This is a genomic window from Shinella sp. R2-11, from assembly GCF_055330205.1.
Map to the genome: position 1 here is coordinate 132,927 of NZ_JBVAPC010000010.1, position 16,632 is coordinate 149,558.

General features: G+C 68.4%; 17 protein-coding genes. 12 read left to right on the forward strand and 5 right to left on the reverse strand.

The window, feature by feature from the left end; translation table 11 throughout:
- Positions 1 to 9 precede the first annotated feature (9 nt).
- From ACZ1A1_RS22250 to ACZ1A1_RS22305, 12 genes are all read left to right on the forward strand, one after another.
- Entirely contained in the window at positions 10 to 738 is a 729-nt protein-coding gene (locus ACZ1A1_RS22250; RefSeq protein WP_463621619.1) for an SDR family oxidoreductase, read from the forward strand.
- Position 739: 1 nt separating this feature from the next.
- Positions 740 to 1,504 (forward strand): SDR family oxidoreductase, encoded by a 765-nt coding sequence (locus tag ACZ1A1_RS22255; RefSeq protein ID WP_463621621.1) that lies wholly within the window; start codon positions 740 to 742, stop codon positions 1,502 to 1,504.
- Positions 1,505 to 1,586: 82 nt separating this feature from the next.
- Positions 1,587 to 2,231: a glucose-6-phosphate isomerase gene (locus ACZ1A1_RS22260; RefSeq protein WP_463621622.1), complete on the forward strand. Its 645-nt coding sequence runs from the start codon at positions 1,587 to 1,589 to the stop codon at positions 2,229 to 2,231.
- Positions 2,228 to 2,881: a bifunctional 4-hydroxy-2-oxoglutarate aldolase/2-dehydro-3-deoxy-phosphogluconate aldolase gene (gene eda, locus ACZ1A1_RS22265; protein ID WP_463621623.1), complete on the forward strand. Its 654-nt coding sequence runs from the start codon at positions 2,228 to 2,230 to the stop codon at positions 2,879 to 2,881. Before ACZ1A1_RS22260 ends, eda begins: the two co-directional genes overlap by 4 nt.
- Positions 2,878 to 3,831 carry a shikimate dehydrogenase family protein gene (locus ACZ1A1_RS22270; RefSeq protein ID WP_463621624.1) on the forward strand — a complete coding sequence of 318 codons (954 nt, stop codon included), beginning with the start codon at positions 2,878 to 2,880 and terminating at the stop codon, positions 3,829 to 3,831. Before eda ends, ACZ1A1_RS22270 begins: the two co-directional genes overlap by 4 nt.
- Positions 3,832 to 3,835: 4 nt before the next feature.
- Positions 3,836 to 4,771: a phosphoglycerate dehydrogenase gene (locus tag ACZ1A1_RS22275; RefSeq protein WP_463621626.1), complete on the forward strand. Its 936-nt coding sequence runs from the start codon at positions 3,836 to 3,838 to the stop codon at positions 4,769 to 4,771.
- Positions 4,768 to 5,628: an MBL fold metallo-hydrolase gene (locus ACZ1A1_RS22280; protein ID WP_463621627.1), complete on the forward strand. Its 861-nt coding sequence runs from the start codon at positions 4,768 to 4,770 to the stop codon at positions 5,626 to 5,628. Before ACZ1A1_RS22275 ends, ACZ1A1_RS22280 begins: the two co-directional genes overlap by 4 nt.
- A 13-nt stretch (positions 5,629 to 5,641) precedes the next feature.
- Entirely contained in the window at positions 5,642 to 6,532 is an 891-nt protein-coding gene (locus ACZ1A1_RS22285) for an SIS domain-containing protein (RefSeq protein ID WP_415214400.1), read from the forward strand.
- A 2-nt stretch (positions 6,533 to 6,534) separates the two neighbouring features.
- Complete coding sequence (gene deoC / locus ACZ1A1_RS22290) at positions 6,535 to 7,278, forward strand: deoxyribose-phosphate aldolase (protein ID WP_463621628.1); 744 nt, start codon at positions 6,535 to 6,537, stop codon at positions 7,276 to 7,278.
- Between the two features lie 4 nt (positions 7,279 to 7,282).
- The gene (locus ACZ1A1_RS22295; protein ID WP_463621629.1) at positions 7,283 to 8,830 is read left to right on the forward strand and encodes a xylulokinase; all 1,548 of its coding nucleotides are present in this window, start codon (positions 7,283 to 7,285) and stop codon (positions 8,828 to 8,830) included.
- On the forward strand, positions 8,827 to 10,356 hold the full coding sequence (locus ACZ1A1_RS22300) for a xylulokinase (RefSeq protein WP_463621630.1): 1,530 nt from the start codon (positions 8,827 to 8,829) through the stop codon (positions 10,354 to 10,356). Before ACZ1A1_RS22295 ends, ACZ1A1_RS22300 begins: the two co-directional genes overlap by 4 nt.
- 22 nt (positions 10,357 to 10,378) lie before the next feature.
- A complete protein-coding gene (locus ACZ1A1_RS22305) occupies positions 10,379 to 11,137 on the forward strand; it encodes an SDR family NAD(P)-dependent oxidoreductase (RefSeq protein WP_463621631.1) in 759 nt (252 codons plus the stop codon).
- 72 nt (positions 11,138 to 11,209) lie between these two features.
- Here ACZ1A1_RS22305 and ACZ1A1_RS22310 read toward each other — a convergent pair whose 3' ends face one another.
- Genes ACZ1A1_RS22310 through ACZ1A1_RS22330 form a run of 5 tightly spaced genes read right to left on the reverse strand, consistent with a single transcriptional unit; the run spans position 11,210 to position 16,631 of the window.
- The gene (locus tag ACZ1A1_RS22310; protein WP_463621632.1) at positions 11,210 to 12,292 is read right to left on the reverse strand and encodes a glycerol dehydrogenase; all 1,083 of its coding nucleotides are present in this window, start codon (positions 12,290 to 12,292) and stop codon (positions 11,210 to 11,212) included.
- Positions 12,293 to 12,309: 17 nt separating this feature from the next.
- Complete coding sequence (locus ACZ1A1_RS22315) at positions 12,310 to 13,089, reverse strand: SDR family NAD(P)-dependent oxidoreductase (protein ID WP_463621633.1); 780 nt, start codon at positions 13,087 to 13,089, stop codon at positions 12,310 to 12,312.
- 17 nt (positions 13,090 to 13,106) lie between these two features.
- The gene (locus ACZ1A1_RS22320; RefSeq protein ID WP_313193398.1) at positions 13,107 to 14,099 is read right to left on the reverse strand and encodes an ABC transporter permease; all 993 of its coding nucleotides are present in this window, start codon (positions 14,097 to 14,099) and stop codon (positions 13,107 to 13,109) included.
- Positions 14,096 to 15,613, reverse strand: a complete 1,518-nt coding sequence (locus tag ACZ1A1_RS22325; protein ID WP_463621634.1) for a sugar ABC transporter ATP-binding protein — start codon at positions 15,611 to 15,613, stop codon at positions 14,096 to 14,098. Before ACZ1A1_RS22325 ends, ACZ1A1_RS22320 begins: the two co-directional genes overlap by 4 nt.
- 52 nt (positions 15,614 to 15,665) lie before the next feature.
- Positions 15,666 to 16,631 carry a substrate-binding domain-containing protein gene (locus ACZ1A1_RS22330; protein ID WP_463621635.1) on the reverse strand — a complete coding sequence of 322 codons (966 nt, stop codon included), beginning with the start codon at positions 16,629 to 16,631 and terminating at the stop codon, positions 15,666 to 15,668.
- Position 16,632: the final 1 nt, after the last annotated feature.

A 16,632-nucleotide genomic window follows, 5' to 3' on the forward strand; every position in this document is an offset into this window, starting at 1 on the left:
GGACAGGCGATGACCGACGGAAAACCGCTCGTCATGATCACCGGCGCCAGCGCCGGCATCGGGCAGGAAACCGCCCGCGTCTTTTCCGCCGCGGGCTACCCGCTGCTGCTGATCGCCCGCCGGCCGGACCTCATCGAGGCGATGGGCCTGCCGGACATGCTGGCCGTCGCCGCCGACGTGCGCGACTACAATGCGCTCGCCGACGCCATCCGGCAGGGCGAGGAGAGGTTCGGGCCCGTCGATTGCCTGATCAACAATGCCGGCATCTCGCGCCTGGCGCGGCTCGACGAGCAGGACCCGGCACAGTGGCGCGACCTCGTCGACATCAACTGCCTCGGCGTCCTCAACGGCATGCATGCCGTCGCGCCCGGCATGAAGGAGCGCCGGCACGGCACCATCATCAACGTCTCCTCCATCGCGGGCCGCAAGGTCTATCCGCATCACGACGTCTATGGCGGCACCAAGCATTTCGTGCATGCCGTCAGCGAGGGAATGCGGCAGACCATGTCGGCCCATCGGGTGCGCGTCATGGTCATCTCGCCGGGCGTCGCCAAGTCCGAGATCGACAAGACGATCACCCACCAGAACGCCTACGAGTTCTGGGACGGCGGGCGCAAGGCGCTGGACGGCGGGCTCGACGCCAACGACATCGCGCGCACCATGCTCTTCGCCTACGAGCTGCCGCAGAACGTCAACCTCCAGGAAATGACGATCACCCATACAGGCCAGGAATTCTGACATGACGGATATCCCCTCCTTCGACGACCTGCTCGACTTTTCCGGCAAGACCGTCGTCGTCACGGGCGCGGCCACCGGCATCGGCCGCGCCGTCGCCGAGGCCTTCGCCGCGAAGAAGGCGCGCGTCGCGCTGCTCGACCGCGATCCGGCCGTCTCCGGCGTCGCCGCCGCGCTCGGCGCGGACCATATCGGCCATGTGGTCGATGTCACCGACGAGGCGGGCGTCGAACGTGCCGTTAAGGCCGTGACCGAGGCCTTCGGGCGGATCGACATCCTCGTCAACAATGCAGGCATCGGGCCGCTCGCCCCGGCCGAGAGCTACCCGACGGCCGAATGGGACCGCACGCTCGCCATCAACCTCAAGGGTGCGTTCCTGATGGCCCGGGCCATCGCGCCCGCCATGCTGGAGCGCAAGGTCGGCCGCATCGTCAACATGGCCTCGCAGGCCGCCGTCATCGGCATCGAGGGCCATGTCGCCTATTGCGCCAGCAAGGCGGGCATCGTCGGCATGACCAATTGCATGGCGCTGGAATGGGGCCCGCGCGGCGTCACCGTCAACGCGCTTTCGCCGACCGTGGTGGAGACCGAGCTCGGCCTCACCGGCTGGGCCGGCGAGAAGGGCGAGCGCGCCCGCGCCGCCATCCCGACGCGCCGCTTCGCCAAGCCGTGGGAGATCGCCGCCTCGGTGCTCTACCTCGCCAGCGGCGCGGCCGCGATGGTCAACGGCGCCAACCTGATGATCGACGGCGGTTACACCATCGCCTGATGCCCAGGCAATTCCAGCAAAAGTGTGCAGCGGTTTTGCGTTCGGAATTGCAATGAACGAAGAGAAAGACGAGGAATTTCCTTTGACACAGCTATTCGAGCCCGTCGGTTGCGCGGTCGACCTTGAAACGGGCGCCATCAGCAACGCAACAGGCGCCTACCAGAAACGCTTCCGCGACCTTGCCGGCCTCTATGCGGACGAGGCCGCCTTCGCCGCCATGCAGGCCGAATGGGACGACACGGTCGTCTACGAGGTCTCGGAATTCCGCCCCAACGAGCGGTCCGGCGACCTGATCTTCGGCGTCACGCGCATGCTGCCGGGCAAGGTGGGCGCGGAATATTTCGTCACCCGCGGCCATATCCACAGGCAGTCCGACCGGCCGGAAATCTACTACGGCCAGAAGGGCCGCGGCCTGATGCTGATGGAATCGCCCGACGGCGAGGTCCGCATCGTCGAGATCGACGCGCAGACGGTCTGCTACGTGCCGCCCTACTGGATCCACCGCTCCGTCAATGTCGGCGACGACGAGCTTGTGATGCTCTTCTGCTACCCGGCCGATTCCGGCCAGGACTACGACTGCATCGCCAAGGCCGGCGGCATGCGCGCGCGCATCGTCGATGACGGCAAGGGCGGCTGGAAACAGATCGGCAACCCGAACTGGCGGATGCGCGACGCCGCGACCATCGCCGCCCTCTACGGCCAGCAACAGAAGGAAGAAACCGCATGACCGCCCCGTTCGAACAGGCAGCAAGCCTCGGCGTCGTTCCCGTCATCGCCATCGAGCGCGCCTCCGATGCCGTGGCGCTGGCCGATGCGCTCCTCGAAGGCGGCCTGCCGCTCGCCGAGATCACCTTCCGCACCGAGGCCGCCGCCGAGGTCATCGCCATCATGGCCGACAAGCGGCCGGAACTCCTGGTCGGCGCCGGTACGATCCTGACGCCGCAAGCGCTGGATGCGGCCATCGCCGCCGGCGCGCGCTTCGGCCTCGCCCCCGGCTTCGACGGCGAGATCGTCGCCGCCGCCAAGGCGAAGCACTTCCCCTTCGCGCCCGGCATCATGACGCCGTCCGACCTGACTGCCGTCGCCCGCAACGGGCTGGCGCTCGCCAAGTTCTTCCCCGCCAAGGCGGCGGGCGGGCCGGCCATGCTGGAGGCGATCAGCGCGCCCTTCGCCCATCTCGGCACCCGCTTCGTGCCGACCGGCGGCGTCAGCCTCGACAACATGCACGAATGGCTGAAGCTCGGCGCGGTCGCCGCCGTCGGCGGCACCTGGATCGCCACCAAGGCGGACATCAGCGAAGGCCGCTGGTCCGACATCGCGGCAAAGGCCCGCGCGGCGGTCGCCAAGGCAAGGGAAATCCGCGAGGCGGGCAAATGAGCCGCTACCAGCCCGCTACCCAGCCGACCTTCTACTTCATCGGCGTCACCACGGCGAAGAGCTCGATCATGCGGGTCTTCCCCGCCTGGGCGCGCCATCTCGGCCTGAAGGACGCCGTGCTGAAGGGCATCGACTTCCCGCTGCATGCCGAGCCTTCGGCCTACCGCGAGGCCGTCGCCTTCATCAAGAACGACCCGCTCTCGCTCGGCGCGCTGGTCACGACCCACAAGATCGACCTCTTCAACGCCGCGCGCGACATGTTCGACGTGATCGATCCGCACGCGCTGCTGATGCACGAGACGAGCTGCCTTTCCAAGCGCGACGGCAAGCTGATCTGCCATGCCAAGGACCCGATCTCCTCGGGCCTCGCCATCGACGGCTTCGTGCCGGAAGGCCATTTCGCGAAAACCGGCGCGGAGGTCCTCTCCATGGGCGCGGGCGGCTCGACCATCGCCATCACATGGCACCTCATGCAGGAAAAGCGCGGGGCCGACGTGCCGTCCCGCATCGTCGTCACCAACCGCTCGCAGCCACGCCTCGACGAGTTGAAACGCATCCACGCGGCCATGGCCCCGCGCGTAAAAATCGACTACGTCCTTGCCGACCGGCCGGAGCTGAACGACGCAGCCATGGCCGCGCTGAAGCCCGGCTCGCTGGTGATCAACGCGACGGGTCTCGGCAAGGACGCGCCCGGCTCGCCGATCACCGATGCCGGCATCTTCCCCGAACGGGCCATCGCCTGGGACCTCAACTATCGCGGCGACCTCGTCTTCCTCGATCAGGCACGGCGGCAGGAAGCGGCGCGCGGGCTGCAGGTGGAAGACGGCTGGACCTATTTCCTGCATGGCTGGACGCAGGTGATCGCCGAGGTGTTCGACATCGACATCCCGACCTCGGGACCGTCCTTCGATGAGATTTCGCGCATCGCCATCGAGGCGGCGAAGGGGTGATGCCGTGAGCCGTATCCTCGTCACCCCCCGCTCGCTCTCGCTCGATCCGCCGCCGGAACTCGAACCGCTGCGGCAGGCCGGCTTCGACCTCGTCTTCCCGACGCCCGGCCGTATGCCGGACGAAGCGGAACTGCTCGACCTCGTGCCGGGCTGCGTCGGCTGGCTGGCCGGCGTCGAGCCCGTCTCCGACAGGGTGATCGACGCCGCCGAGAGCCTGCGCGCCATCAGCCGTAACGGCACCGGCATCGACAACCTGCCGCTGCCGCTGCTCAGGGGCAAGGGCATCCGCGTGCTGAAGGCCGAGGGCGCCAATGCCGTCGGCGTCGCGGAACTGGCGATGGGCCTGATCCTCGCCTCGCTGCGCCACATCCCGACCGAAACGGCCGGCATCCGCGCCGGCGGCTGGCCGCGCTCGCGCGGCAAGGAGATCGCCGAGCGCACCGTCGGCGTCATCGGTTGCGGCGCGATCGGCAAGCGGGTCGCCCGCGCCGTCTCCGCCATGCGGGCGAATGTCGTGGCGCACGATCCCTTCCGGCCGAATGTCGAGGTCTATGGCCCGTTCAAATGGGCAAGCCTCGACGAGGTCTTCGCGGAGGCCGACATCGTGACACTCCACTGCCCGGCCCCCGCCGACGGCAGGCCTATCGTCGATGCCGCGCGCCTAGCCAAGATGCCGCCGCACGCCATCCTCATCAACACCGCCCGCGCCACGCTGGTGGACGAGGACGCCGTGCGCGCCGCGCTGGACGAAGGCCGGTTGCAGACCTACGCCACCGACGTCTTCGTCGACGAGCCGCCGGCTGCGGGCTCGCTGGCCAGCCACCCGCGCGTCATCGCCACCAGCCATATCGGCGGGCTGACCGACGAGAGCGTCAGCAAGGCGACGTCCATCGCGGTGGAAAACCTGCTCTCCGCCCTGACGGAGGAGAAGCGCCCATGACATCCTTCTCGCCCGTGCCGTTTTCGGGATCGCTCTCCGCAAGGCTCGCCGCACCGGCGGGCGACGGCGTGCGGCTCTACTGGCTCGGGCAGGCCGGCTTCGTCATCGAGGCCGGCGGACGGCGTCTCGTCATCGACCCCTATCTCTCCGACAGCCTTGCGGAGAAATATCGCGGCAAACGCTTCGAACACGAGCGGATGATGCCGGCCCCGGCGACACCGGCCGAACTCGGCCCCGTCGATCTGGTGCTGGTGACGCACCAGCACACGGACCACATGGATCCGCAGACGCTGATGCCGCTGGCCGCCGCCAACCCGGGCTGCCGCTTCGTCGTGCCCCGCGCGGCGCTGGCGACGGCCGGGGAGCGCATCGGCGTTACGCCGGACCGGCTGGTCGCGGTCGATGCCGGCGAAACGGTGACGCCGCTTGCCGGCATTTCGATCACCGCCATCCGCGCCGCCCACGAGGCGCTGGAGCGCTCGCCGGAGGGCTGGCACCGCTTCCTCGGCTATGTGTTGGCAGTGGACGGCGTGTCGCTCTACCATTCCGGCGACACGATCCCCTTCGAGGGGCTGGCGGAAGAGGTCACGCCCCATGGCGTGGACCTCGCGCTCCTGCCCGTCAACGGCCGCCGCGCGGAACTGACGGAGGCCGGCATCGCCGGCAACCTGTCACTGGACGAAGCGTGCCTTCTGGCCGAGCGGATCGGCGCGGCCGACCTCATCGCGCACCATTACGGCCTCTTCGCCTTCAACACGGAAGACCCCGCCGTCATCGACGCCAAATCGGCGGCCGCTGATTGCAGGGCAAGGCTCCATCGGGCAAAGCTGTCGGTCGAATACCGACTGTCCAAGTAACCCGGGGGTTTCCATGTCGACCAGCGCAGCCCAGTCCAAACCGATCGGCGGCAACAACAACATCCTTGAAGTCATCCGCCTGAAGCGCGCGGACCTGCGCAAATCGGACCGCAAGGTCGCCGAGCTCGTGCTCGCCGATCCCAAGCGCGTGGTCAACGCGACCATCGCCGAGGCGGCGGAATGGGCCGAGGTGAGCCAGCCGACGGTGATCCGCTTCTGCGCCTCCATCGGCTGCCAGGGCTACCAGGATTTCAAGCTGCGCCTCGCCCAGAGCCTCGCGCTCGGCATGTCGGCCACCCATTCGGTCATCGACGGCAACGACAGCCCGGCCCGGGTCTCGGAAAAGATCTTCGACTACACGATCACCAGCCTCGACTGGGTGCGCAACCATCTCGATCCGGTGGCGGTCGGCCGGGCGGTGGATGCGCTGGCCAGGGCGAACCGCATCGAATTCTTCGGCTTCGGCGCATCGGGCATCGTGGCGCGCGACGCGCAGCAGAAGTTCCCGCTCTTCGGCGTGCCCTGCGGCGCGGAGACCGACGCCCACCAGCAGATCATGGTCGTCTCCAGCCTGAAGCCCGGCGATGTCGTCGTCGTCATCTCCAACACGGGTGCGACGCTGGCGATCATCGAGACCGCGCGGCGGGCCCGCGAGAGCGGCTGTCAGGTCATCGGCATCGTCGGCTCGGACGGGCCGCTCGTCGAGTTCTGCGACATCGTGCTGATGGTCGAGACGCTGGAGAACACCAATATCTACACGCCCACCATCTCCCGCATCGCCGCACTCACGGTCGTCGACATCCTGTCGACCAGCGTGGCGCTGCGCCGGGGCGACGAGCATGTGGAAATCTTCACGCGCATGAAGCGCAACCTCCGCTACCTACGAATGAGCAACGAGACCTAGAGATGAACGACACCCGCCACCGCTCCCCGCCGGCCTTTCTCGCCCCCCGCGATCTCGCCGCCCTGATCGACATCAGCGCCGTCCAGGCCTTCCATACGGAAGCGGACGTGCGGGAGCTGGCGAAAATAGCGGTGGAGGAAGGCTTCATCGCCGCCCATGCCCTGCCGAACTTCGTGCCGCTGCTGCGCAGCCTCGTGCCGATGGGCGGCGTGACGCTGGTCGGCGGCCCTGTCGGCTTTCCCTCCGGCGGGCACACGACGCGCACCAAGGTGGCGGAAGCCACGGAACTGGCCGAAAACGGCGCGCAGGAACTCGACATGATGATGAATGTCGGCCGCCTCAAATCCGGCGACCTCGACTATGTGCGCCGGGAGATCCGCGCCGTGGTGGAGGCCATCGCCCCCGTCCCCCTCAAGGTCATCCTCGAATTGGCCCATCTGACGGACGCGGAAATCCGCACCGCCGCCGCCCTCGTCGCCGAAAGCGGCGCGGCCTTCGTGAAGACCGGCACCGGCTGGACGCCGAGCGCCACCACGCTCGACAAGCTGAAGATCATCGTCGAGACGGTGGACGGCGCGGTCGAGGTGAAGGCCTCCGGCGGCATCCGCTCGCTGGACGCCATCGCCGACATGGTGCGGCTCGGCGTCACCCGCTTCGGCATCAACACGAAGGTCGCCGTCGACCTCGTGCGCCAGTGCGCCGCCCTGCCCGGCGGCCGTCTCGAAATCACCGGTAAGGCGGACTGACATCATGACCGATACCGTTGCGGCTTTCGACCTCGGCACCGGGGGCGTCAAGGCGGCGATCTTCCGCCCGGACGGCGCCTGCCTCGCGGAAGAGGTCGTCTCCTACAGGACCTTCTACCCGTCCTCCTCCTTCCACGAGCAGCGCCCCGCGGACTGGTGGGACGCGGTCTGCGCCAGCCTGAAGACGCTCACCGAAAATCCGGCCGTCGATGCCGGCGCGATCCGCGCCATCGCCATTTCCGGCCACAGCCTCGGCTGCCTGCCGCTCGACGCGGACGGGAATCTCCTGCAGGAATTCGTGCCGATCTGGTCCGATGGACGCGCCGTTGCGGAGGCGGACGACTTCTTCACCCGGGTCGATCCCGCCCTCTGGTACAGGACGACCGGCAACGGCTTTCCCGCCCCGCTCTACACCGTCTTCAAGGCGATGTGGCTGCGCCGCAACGCGCCCGACGTCTTCGCGCGGACGAAGACGATCATCGGCACAAAGGACTACATCAACCTCAGGCTCACCGGCCGCATCGCCACCGATCCCTCCTATGCCTCGGGCACCGGCGTCTACGACCTCAGGGCCGGCCGCTACGCGCCCGACCTCATCGCTGCGGCGGGCCTCGACCCGGCTCTCTTCGCCCCCATCGTCGCCTCGACGGATATCATCAGCGAGGTGCTGCCGGAAGTCGCCAACCGGCTCGGGCTTCCGCAAGGCGTGAAGGTCGTCGCCGGCGGCGTCGACAACAGCTGCATGGCGCTCGGCGGCCGCACCTTCCTCGACGGCGACGCCTATGCCTCCATGGGCTCGTCGAGCTGGATCACCGTCTCGTCCGCCGAGCCCCTGCTGGACGACCGGGTGCGCCCCTTCGTCTTCGCCCATGTCGCGCCCGGCATGTTCGTCTCCGCGACCTCGATCTTCTCCTCGGGAACGAGCGTCAACTGGGTGGCCGATACGCTTCTGCCGGACGTGAGGCGCGAGGCGGAAGCCGCCGGCCGCAACGTGCATGATGACCTCTTCCAGCTCGCCGGGCAATCGCCCGCCGGCGCGCGCGGCCTCCTCTTCGTGCCGACCCTCGGAGGCGGCACCAGCTTCGAGGGTGGGCCGGCGGTGCGCGGCGGCTTCCTCGGCCTCGACCTCCAGCACGGCCGCGCCGACATTTTTCGCGCGGCGCTGGAGGGCGTGGCGCTCGGCCTTCGCGTCGCGCTCGACGAATTGCGCCGCATGACGGCGCTCGGCCCGGAGATGATCATCGTGGGCGGCGGGGCGCGCAATGCGCTCTGGCGGCAGATCTTCGCCGACGTCTTCGACTGCGCCATCGTCAAGACGCGGATCGACCAGCAGGCCGCCGCCCTCGGCGGGGCCGCGCTCGCCTTCGTCGGCATGGGCCTGTGGCGGGATTTCTCCCCCATCCGCGACCTCCACGCCACCGAGAGCCGCAGCGAGCCGTCGCCTGAGACCCGCAAGGTCTATGGCGCGGCGCTCGCCGCCTATCGCCGGGCGGCGGTGCAGCAGCAGGAATTGTCCGGCGCGCTCGCCGCCCTGCGGGAGGCCGCGCCATGACCGAACTCTTCCTCGCCATCGACGTCGGCACCGGGAGCGTCCGCGCCGCGCTGATCGACACCAGCGGCTGGATCGTCGAGATCGCCGCGCGCGAGCACGACCAGATCGTGCCGCAGTTCGGCTGGGCGGAACAGCGCCCGCTCGACTGGTGGGATGGTGCCTGCGCCGCCGTGCGCACGGTGCTCGACAAGGCGGAAGGCGCGCGTGAGCGCATCTCCATGGTCGCCATCTGCGGCCAGATGCACGGCCTCGTGCTGCTGGACGACGCCGGGAACCTCACCCGCGACACCGCCCCCCTCTGGAACGACAAGCGCACGCTGAACCTCGTGCGCAGGTTCGAAGCGGAGAACGCACCGGAAAGCTACCTCGCCGAGAGCGGCAACACGCCGACGCCGGCCTGGCCGGGCTTCAAGCTGCAATGGGTGCGCGACGCGGACCCGGACGCCTACCGCCGCAGCGCCGTCGCCATCATGCCGAAGGACTACATCAACTTCCGGCTGACCGGCGAGATCGCCATGGACACCGGGGATGCCTCGTGCAGCTTCCTGATGAACCCGGCGACCCGCGCCTGGTCGCCCGTCATGATCGAGCGCATGGGCCTCGACGCGCGCCTCCTGCCGCCGATCCGCAACCCGCTCGACATCATCGGCCACGTCACCGAGGACGCGGCCCGCGCCACCGGGCTTCGCGCCGGCACGCCCGTCATGGTCGGCGGGGCGGATTATCCGATGGCACTGCTCGGCTCCGGCGCCTGCCGGCCGGGCCTCGGCTCGGACAGCACCGGCACCGGCGCGATCGTCACCATGATCGCGGAAAAACCGCTTCTCGACCCGGAAATCTCCAATGTCGCGACGATCGAGGGCAACTGGGCGCCCTTCGTGCTGCTGGAAACGGGCGGCGACGGCATGCGCTGGGCGCGCCGCGCCTTCCACGAGGGCAAGCTGAGCTATGGCGACATCGTCGAGCGCGCGGAGAGGGCTCCACCCGGCTCCGACGCCCTCCTCTTCCTGCCGTTCCTCACCGGCGAGCGCCTCGGCCAGCACCGCAATTCGCGGGCGCAGTTCTTCGGCCTCGGCGCCGGCCATGGCGTGGAGCACCTGCACCGCGCCATCCTCGAAGGCATCGCCTTCGCCATGGCCCGGCATATCCGCATCATGGAGGCGAGCTCCGGCAAGCGCCTGGAACGCATGATCGCCGCCGGCGGCGGGGCCCGCACCAAACTGTGGCTGAAGATCAAGGCGAGCGTCTTCGATACGCCCGTCCTCGTGCCGCAGGAGCCGGAATGCGGCCTTGTCGGCTGCGCTGCCATGGCCGCGACCGCCACCGGCCGCTTCTCGCGCACCGAGGACGCGGCGGAAGCCTATGTCCGCTACGACGAGGAGATCGCGCCCGACCCGGCCTGGGCCGAGATCTACAGCCATGTCCAGCCGGTCTTCGACCGGCTCTACCATCACAGCAAGGCGCTCTACGACGACATGGACGCGCTTGCCAGCCTGATCCGCGACCGGCAACCGGCCGCGCGCTAACCGTCAAACCGAGGAGGATTTCATGAAAGAGATTATCGACACGTTCCGGTCCGACCTGTTCACCGGCAAGGACATCCTGGTCACCGGCGGCTCGTCCGGCATCGGCCTTGCCATCGCGCAGGGCTTCGCCCGGCTTGGCGGCTCCGTCGTCGCGCTCGGCAGCTCTGAGGCCAAGCTGAAGGCCGCCGCCGCGGACCCCGAGAACAAGGGCATCCGCTTCGAGCGCGTCGACGTGCGCGACCCGGAGGCCATCAAGGCCTTTGCCGGGACGCTGAAGAAGCTCGACGTGCTGATCAACGGCGCTGGCATCGCCCGGCCGGAGGCCGAGTTCGAGGACGCCACCTATATGGAGGTGATGGACGTCAACCTGAACAGCCAGATGCGCTTTTCCATGGCCGTCCTGCCGCTGCTGAAGGCATCGCGCGGCGTCATCATCAACACGGCTTCGATGCTGAGCTATGTCACCGACCCGGTCGTGCCGGCCTATGGCGCCAGCAAGACGGGCGTGCTCGGCCTTACCCGCCACCTCGCCCATGCCTTCGGCCCGGACGGCATCCGCGTCAACGCGATCTCCCCCGGCTACCACAAGACGGACATGACCAGGGGCCTGTGGACCGATCCGGTCCCGGCGGAGAAGATCGCCCAGCGCTCGGCGCTGAAGCGCTGGGGCACGGTGGACGACCTTGTCGGCACCGCCCTCTTCCTCGCCTCCCCGGCCGCCGTCTTTATCACCGCTGCGGACCTGCCGGTCGACGGCGGCTTCGTCAACGGCGGCTTCTGAGCCCTCCAGCCTACAAAAGAAGAAACCCCCGGTCTTTCGGCCGGGGGTTTTGTCTTGCAGGGACGGAAAGGATCAGGCCGCGCGGCCGAGGGCGTCGGCGGCGAGGATCGCGGCCTCGATGTCCTCCACGGTCACCGGGGAGCGGGTGGCGTGGGTGATGTTGCCCCTGACGGCGGCTTCCGCCACCTTGCGCACCTTGGCGGCGATGTCGTCCTTGATGTTGAGGTCCGCCAGCGTCGTCGGCAGGCCGAGGGCGCGGCAGAAGCGCAGCGTCTCGTCGATCTCGGCCTGCGGGCGGTTTTCCAGCACGAGCAGGCAGAGCACGCCGAAGGCGACCTTCTCGCCATGCAGCAGGCCGTGGATTTCCGGCAGCACGGTCAGCGCGTCGTGGATGCCGTGGGCGGCGGAGACGCCGCAATTCTCGAAGCCGAGGCCGGAGAGCAGCGTGTTGGCCTCGATGATATCCTCGAGCGCCTGCGTGACGACACCGGCCTCGGCCGCGAGCTTGGCCTTCACCGCCTGCTCCATGATGACCGCATGGCATTCGCTGGCGATGGCGACGGCGGCGCGGGGCGCGGGGAAGCCCCCGGAAATGTAGTTCATCGTGCCCGCCTCGATATTGGCGCGCGCCTCGTACCAGGTGGAGAGCGCATCGCCCATGCCGGCGACGAGGAAGCGCACCGGCGCGGCGACGATGACCTCGGGATCGACGAGGACGAGATCGGGATTGCGCGGCAGGTTATGCGCTTGCTGCAACACGCCGGCATCGCTGTAGACGACCACGACGGCGCTGGTCGGCGCATCGGTGGAGGCGATGGTGGGCACGGCCAGCATGCGCGCATCGGTGCGGTGCGCCGCCATCTTGGCGGTATCCAGCGTCTTGCCGCCGCCGATGCCGACGACGACATCCGCGCCGAATTCCGCTGCTGCCGCCGTCACCCGGTCGATCTCGCGGTCGGAGCATTCGCCGCCGAATTTCTCGAAACGGCTTTCGGCTTTCACGCTCTCGCCGAGGCTGGCCGCATAGCGGTCATGCAGGAAGGCGTCGATGAGGAAGAGCGGCCTTTTGCCGAGCGAGGCCAGATGCTCGCCGAGGCGGGCGATCTCGCCGCGCCGCTGGATATAGCGGCCGGGGCTGCCGAAGGAACGGGACATGGTTTTCTTCTCCAGTATCAGCGAATGGTGTTACCGCAGACATAACCGCCGTCGACCGGCAGGTCGGCGCCGGTGACGAAGGAAGCGGCGGGGCTTGCGAGGAAGACGGCGGCGCCGACGAGATCGTCGACCGAGCCCCAGCGCTTCAGCGCCGAATGGTCGGCGATGAGGTCGTGGCTCTTCGGCTGGGTCCACAGGCCCTTCGTCATGTCGGTCTTGTGGTAGCCGGGCGAGATGGCGTTGACGCGCACGCCGTCCGGCCCGTAGGCGTGGGCGAGCGCGCGGGTGAGGCCGAGGATGCCCGTCTTGCTGGCGGTATAGGCGGGCACTTCCGGCTCCACCAGATAGCTCAGCATCGAGGCGATGTTGACGATGGCGCCGCGCGTTTTCGCCAGCAGCGGGCGGAAGGCCGTGCTGAGGCGCATCACGCTGTTGAGGTTCACCTCGATGACGTCGAGGAACACCGCCTCCTGATGCTCCGCCTCGCCCCGGCCGATGCCCTGCGCGTTGACGAGCACGTCGAGCCGGTCGAAGCCCTTGGCGAAGGCGCTGACGGCGGCGCTGTCGCGCACGTCGAGCACGGCGAAGCGCAGCCGCTCCCCGGCTTCGGCCTGACCGGCCGCGACCTTCGCCGCATTGCTGCCCGTCGCCACCACGTCCGCGCCGAGCGCTGCGAAGCCCCTGGCGATGGCGAGGCCGATGCCGCTGGTGCCGCCCGAGACCAGCACGCGCTTGCCGGCAAAGAGGTCCGGCAGGTAGGTGGCGGCGATCTCGGATTTTTCCGTCTTGTCGTTCATGTCGTTTTCCTTGGGATTCAGCGGCGCGAGCGGGCGGTGACGAACTGGATGAGCATCGCCAGGATGATGATCAGCCCGAGATAGACGTTCTGGTGGTAGCCCGGCACGCCGGCAAGGTTCATGATATTGGTGATGATGCCGAGGATCAGCGCGCCGAGCAGCGTGTTGAACATGCCGCCGCGCCCGCCCATCAGGCTCGCCCCGCCGATGACCACCGCCGCGATGACGTCGAGCTCCGCCCCGACGCCGACCTGCGGCGTGCCGATGCCGGTGCGCCCGGCCGCGACGATGCCCGCGACGGCCGCGAGCGCCCCGCTGATGACATAGACCGACAGCACGTAGCGCTCGACCGGCACGCCCGAGAGCCGCACGGCTTCCTCGTTGGAGCCGATGGCGGTGACGATGCGGCCGAAGCTGGTATAGGTCAGCACCACGCCGCCGATAGCGTAGATGATCAGCATCAGGATGGCGGGCTGCGGGATGCCGAACAGGAAGCCGCTGCCGAAATCGACCAGCGAGGCGCCGGGCGGGCCCATGGTGATCGGCCGGCCGGCGCTGATGATCAGCGAGAGGCCGCGGGCGATCGCCATCATGGCGAGCGAGATGACGAAGGACGGCAGGCGCATATAGGCGACGAAGAAGCCGGTGACGACGCCGCAGGCCGCCCCGGTGAGAATGACGAGCAGGATCGCCATCGGCACGCCATAGCCCTGCGCGGCGATGAGATGGGCGCAGAGCACGGAGCCGACGGCCGCGATGGAGCCCACCGACAGGTCGATGCCGCGCGTCAGCACGACGAAGAGCATGCCGACGGCCATGATGCCCGCGCCGGAGGCGACCTGGCGCACCACGTTCATCAGGTTGCGCTCCGTCAGGAACGCATCGGACCAGAGCGCGGCGACGACCACCAGGACGATGAAGATACCGAGCGTGCCGTAGCTGCGGATGGCCTCCAGCAGGCGCGGGGTGAACGACGACGGCGCTGCGGCGCTTGCGGATTGCGTATTCATTGGCTTGCCTCATCCCTGGTCCCTGATCTGGCTCTGGCCGTCTGGGTCATCGCCAGCGTCAGCAATTGCTGCTCGGTGAACGCCGCCTCGGTGAGTTCCCCGACGATGGCGCCCTCCGCCATGACGAGAATGCGGTCGCAGATGCCGAACAGTTCCTGATGCTCGGACGAAATGACGAGAACCGCCTTCCCGGCCTTGGCCAGATCGTTGATCAAATTGTAGATTTCGCTCTTGGCCCCGACATCGACGCCCCGCGTCGGCTCGTCGAGGATGAGGAGGTCGCAGTCCGCGTGGAACCACTTGGCGAGCGCCACCTTCTGCTGGTTGCCGCCCGAAAGGCTGGAGACCGGCGCATCGACGCTGGAGGCCTTGAGGCGCATGTCCTTGCCGAGGGCCGCCGCGACCTTGCGCTCCTTGCCGACATCGAGGAAGCCGAAGCGGGTGACGCTGCGGATCTTGGCGAGCGTGGTGTTGATGCGGATCGGCGCGTCGAGGATGACGCCCTGCTCCTTGCGATCCTCGGGCACGAGGCCGATATGAGCATGCACGGCCTGGCGCGGCGAGGAAAGATGCAGCGGCTTGCCCTTCAGCTCCACCGTGCCGGAATCCATCCGGTCCGCGCCGAAGACGAGGCGCGCGACCTCCGTGCGGCCCGAGCCGACCAGGCCGCCGAGCCCGACGACCTCGCCGGCACGCACGGTGAAGCTGACGTCGCGCACCTTGCGGCCGCGGGTGAGGTTGCGCGCGTCGACCACCACCTCGCCCGGCGCGCGGCCGTCCTTCGGTGGGAAGAGCGCGGCCATCTGCCGGCCGACCATGCGGGCGATCACGGCGTCCACGTCGGTCGCGGCCGTCGCCAGCGTCTCGACATGGGAGCCGTCCTTCATGACGGTGATGCGGTCGGAAAGGTCGAAGACCTCGCTCAGGCGATGCGAGATATAGACGACGCCCGTGCCGTTGGCGCGCAATTCGCGGATGATGGCGAGCAGCCGCTCGGCGTCGCTGTTGGCGAGCACGGCGGTCGGCTCGTCGAAGACGATGATGCGCGCCTTGTTGGAAAGCGCCTTGGCGATCTCGACGACCTGCTGGTGGGCGACCGTCAGGCGCCCGGCCTGCACGGCGGGATCGATGGAGAAGCCGAGCCGGTCGAGGATTTCACGCGCGGCCTTGCGCAGCGCGGCATGGTTCACGAAGCCCGGCAGGCGGCCGAGGAAGATGTTCTCGGCGACCGTCAGGTCCGGCGCGAGCGCCAGTTCCTGATGGATAACCGAGATGCCGCGGCCGGTCGCATCGCGCGGGCCGGAAAGCTGCACGGGCTCGCCGTTGAGGCTGACGGTGCCCGATGTCGGCGCGATCTCGCCGGCGAGCACCCGCATCAGCGTGGATTTGCCGGCGCCGTTCTCGCCGACCAGCGCATGCACCTCGCCGGCCTTGAGGTCGAAATCGACGCCCTTGAGGGCCTGCACCCCCGCGAAGTTCTTCCGGATGCCGGATAGGCGGACAAGTTCGGTCATGGGATCCTCAAAGGATGCACCGGAGGCCCGGTGCATCCCTCTCTTCTGTCGCTCAGAAAACGGACTCGGGATTGTAGTACTTGTCCACGTTGTCCTTGGAGATCACGTCGGCGGGCGTGAAGTATTCCTTCGGGAAGTCCGCCGGCAGCTCGCCCTTGAACGCCTTGTAGGCGACGTCGAAGGCGGTGCGGCCGACGAGGTCCGGGTCGTTGAGGCCCGTCGCGCCGTAGCTGCCGTCCTTGATCATCGCCAGCGCCTCACGCTGCCCGTCGGCGGCGGCGGCGAAGAGGATGTTGTCGAGGCCCGCGGCCTTGGCCGCCTGCACCGCGCCGAGCACCATGGAATCGTTCTCGCCGACGACGAGGTTGGCGTCCGGATGGGCCTGCAACAGGTCCTCCGCCGCCTTCAGGCCGCCGTCCGTCGCCCAGTCGCCCCAGCCTTGGCCGAGGATCTGGAGATTGACCGCGCCCTCGTTGACGAGCTGCGCCTCGACGATGCCCTTGACGACGCCCATGCGGCGCTCGAGCCCGCCCGGATTGCCCTGGTTGCCGGAGATGAGGAGCATCTTGATCGGCGTGCCCTTCATCTTCTTGGCGATCCAGTCGCCGACGAGGCGGCCGTTCTCGTCGCTGGAAGAGCGGATCAGCGAGATGAAATTGGCCTTCGCGTTGAGCGTCGAGTCCATCGCCACGACCTTGACGCCGGCGGCCGTCGCCGCGTTGACGGCCGGAATGAGCGCTTCCTGGTCGCGCGGGTTGATGATGAGGATGTTGATGCCCTTGGCCACCATATCCTCGACGTCATTGATCTGCTTGGAGAAATCGCTCTGGCTGTCGGCCGTCGTGATTTCGCAGCCCGCGTCCTTGGCGGCCTTCTCGACGGCAGCGACCTGCGCGGCGAAATAGGGCGCGTTGAGCGAGGGCATGGTGAGGCCCACCTTGCAATCCTCGGCCATGGCGGCAGAGGTCAGGCAGAACAGGGCCACCGACCCTGCCAGAAGCGTCTTGATGCTGCTCATG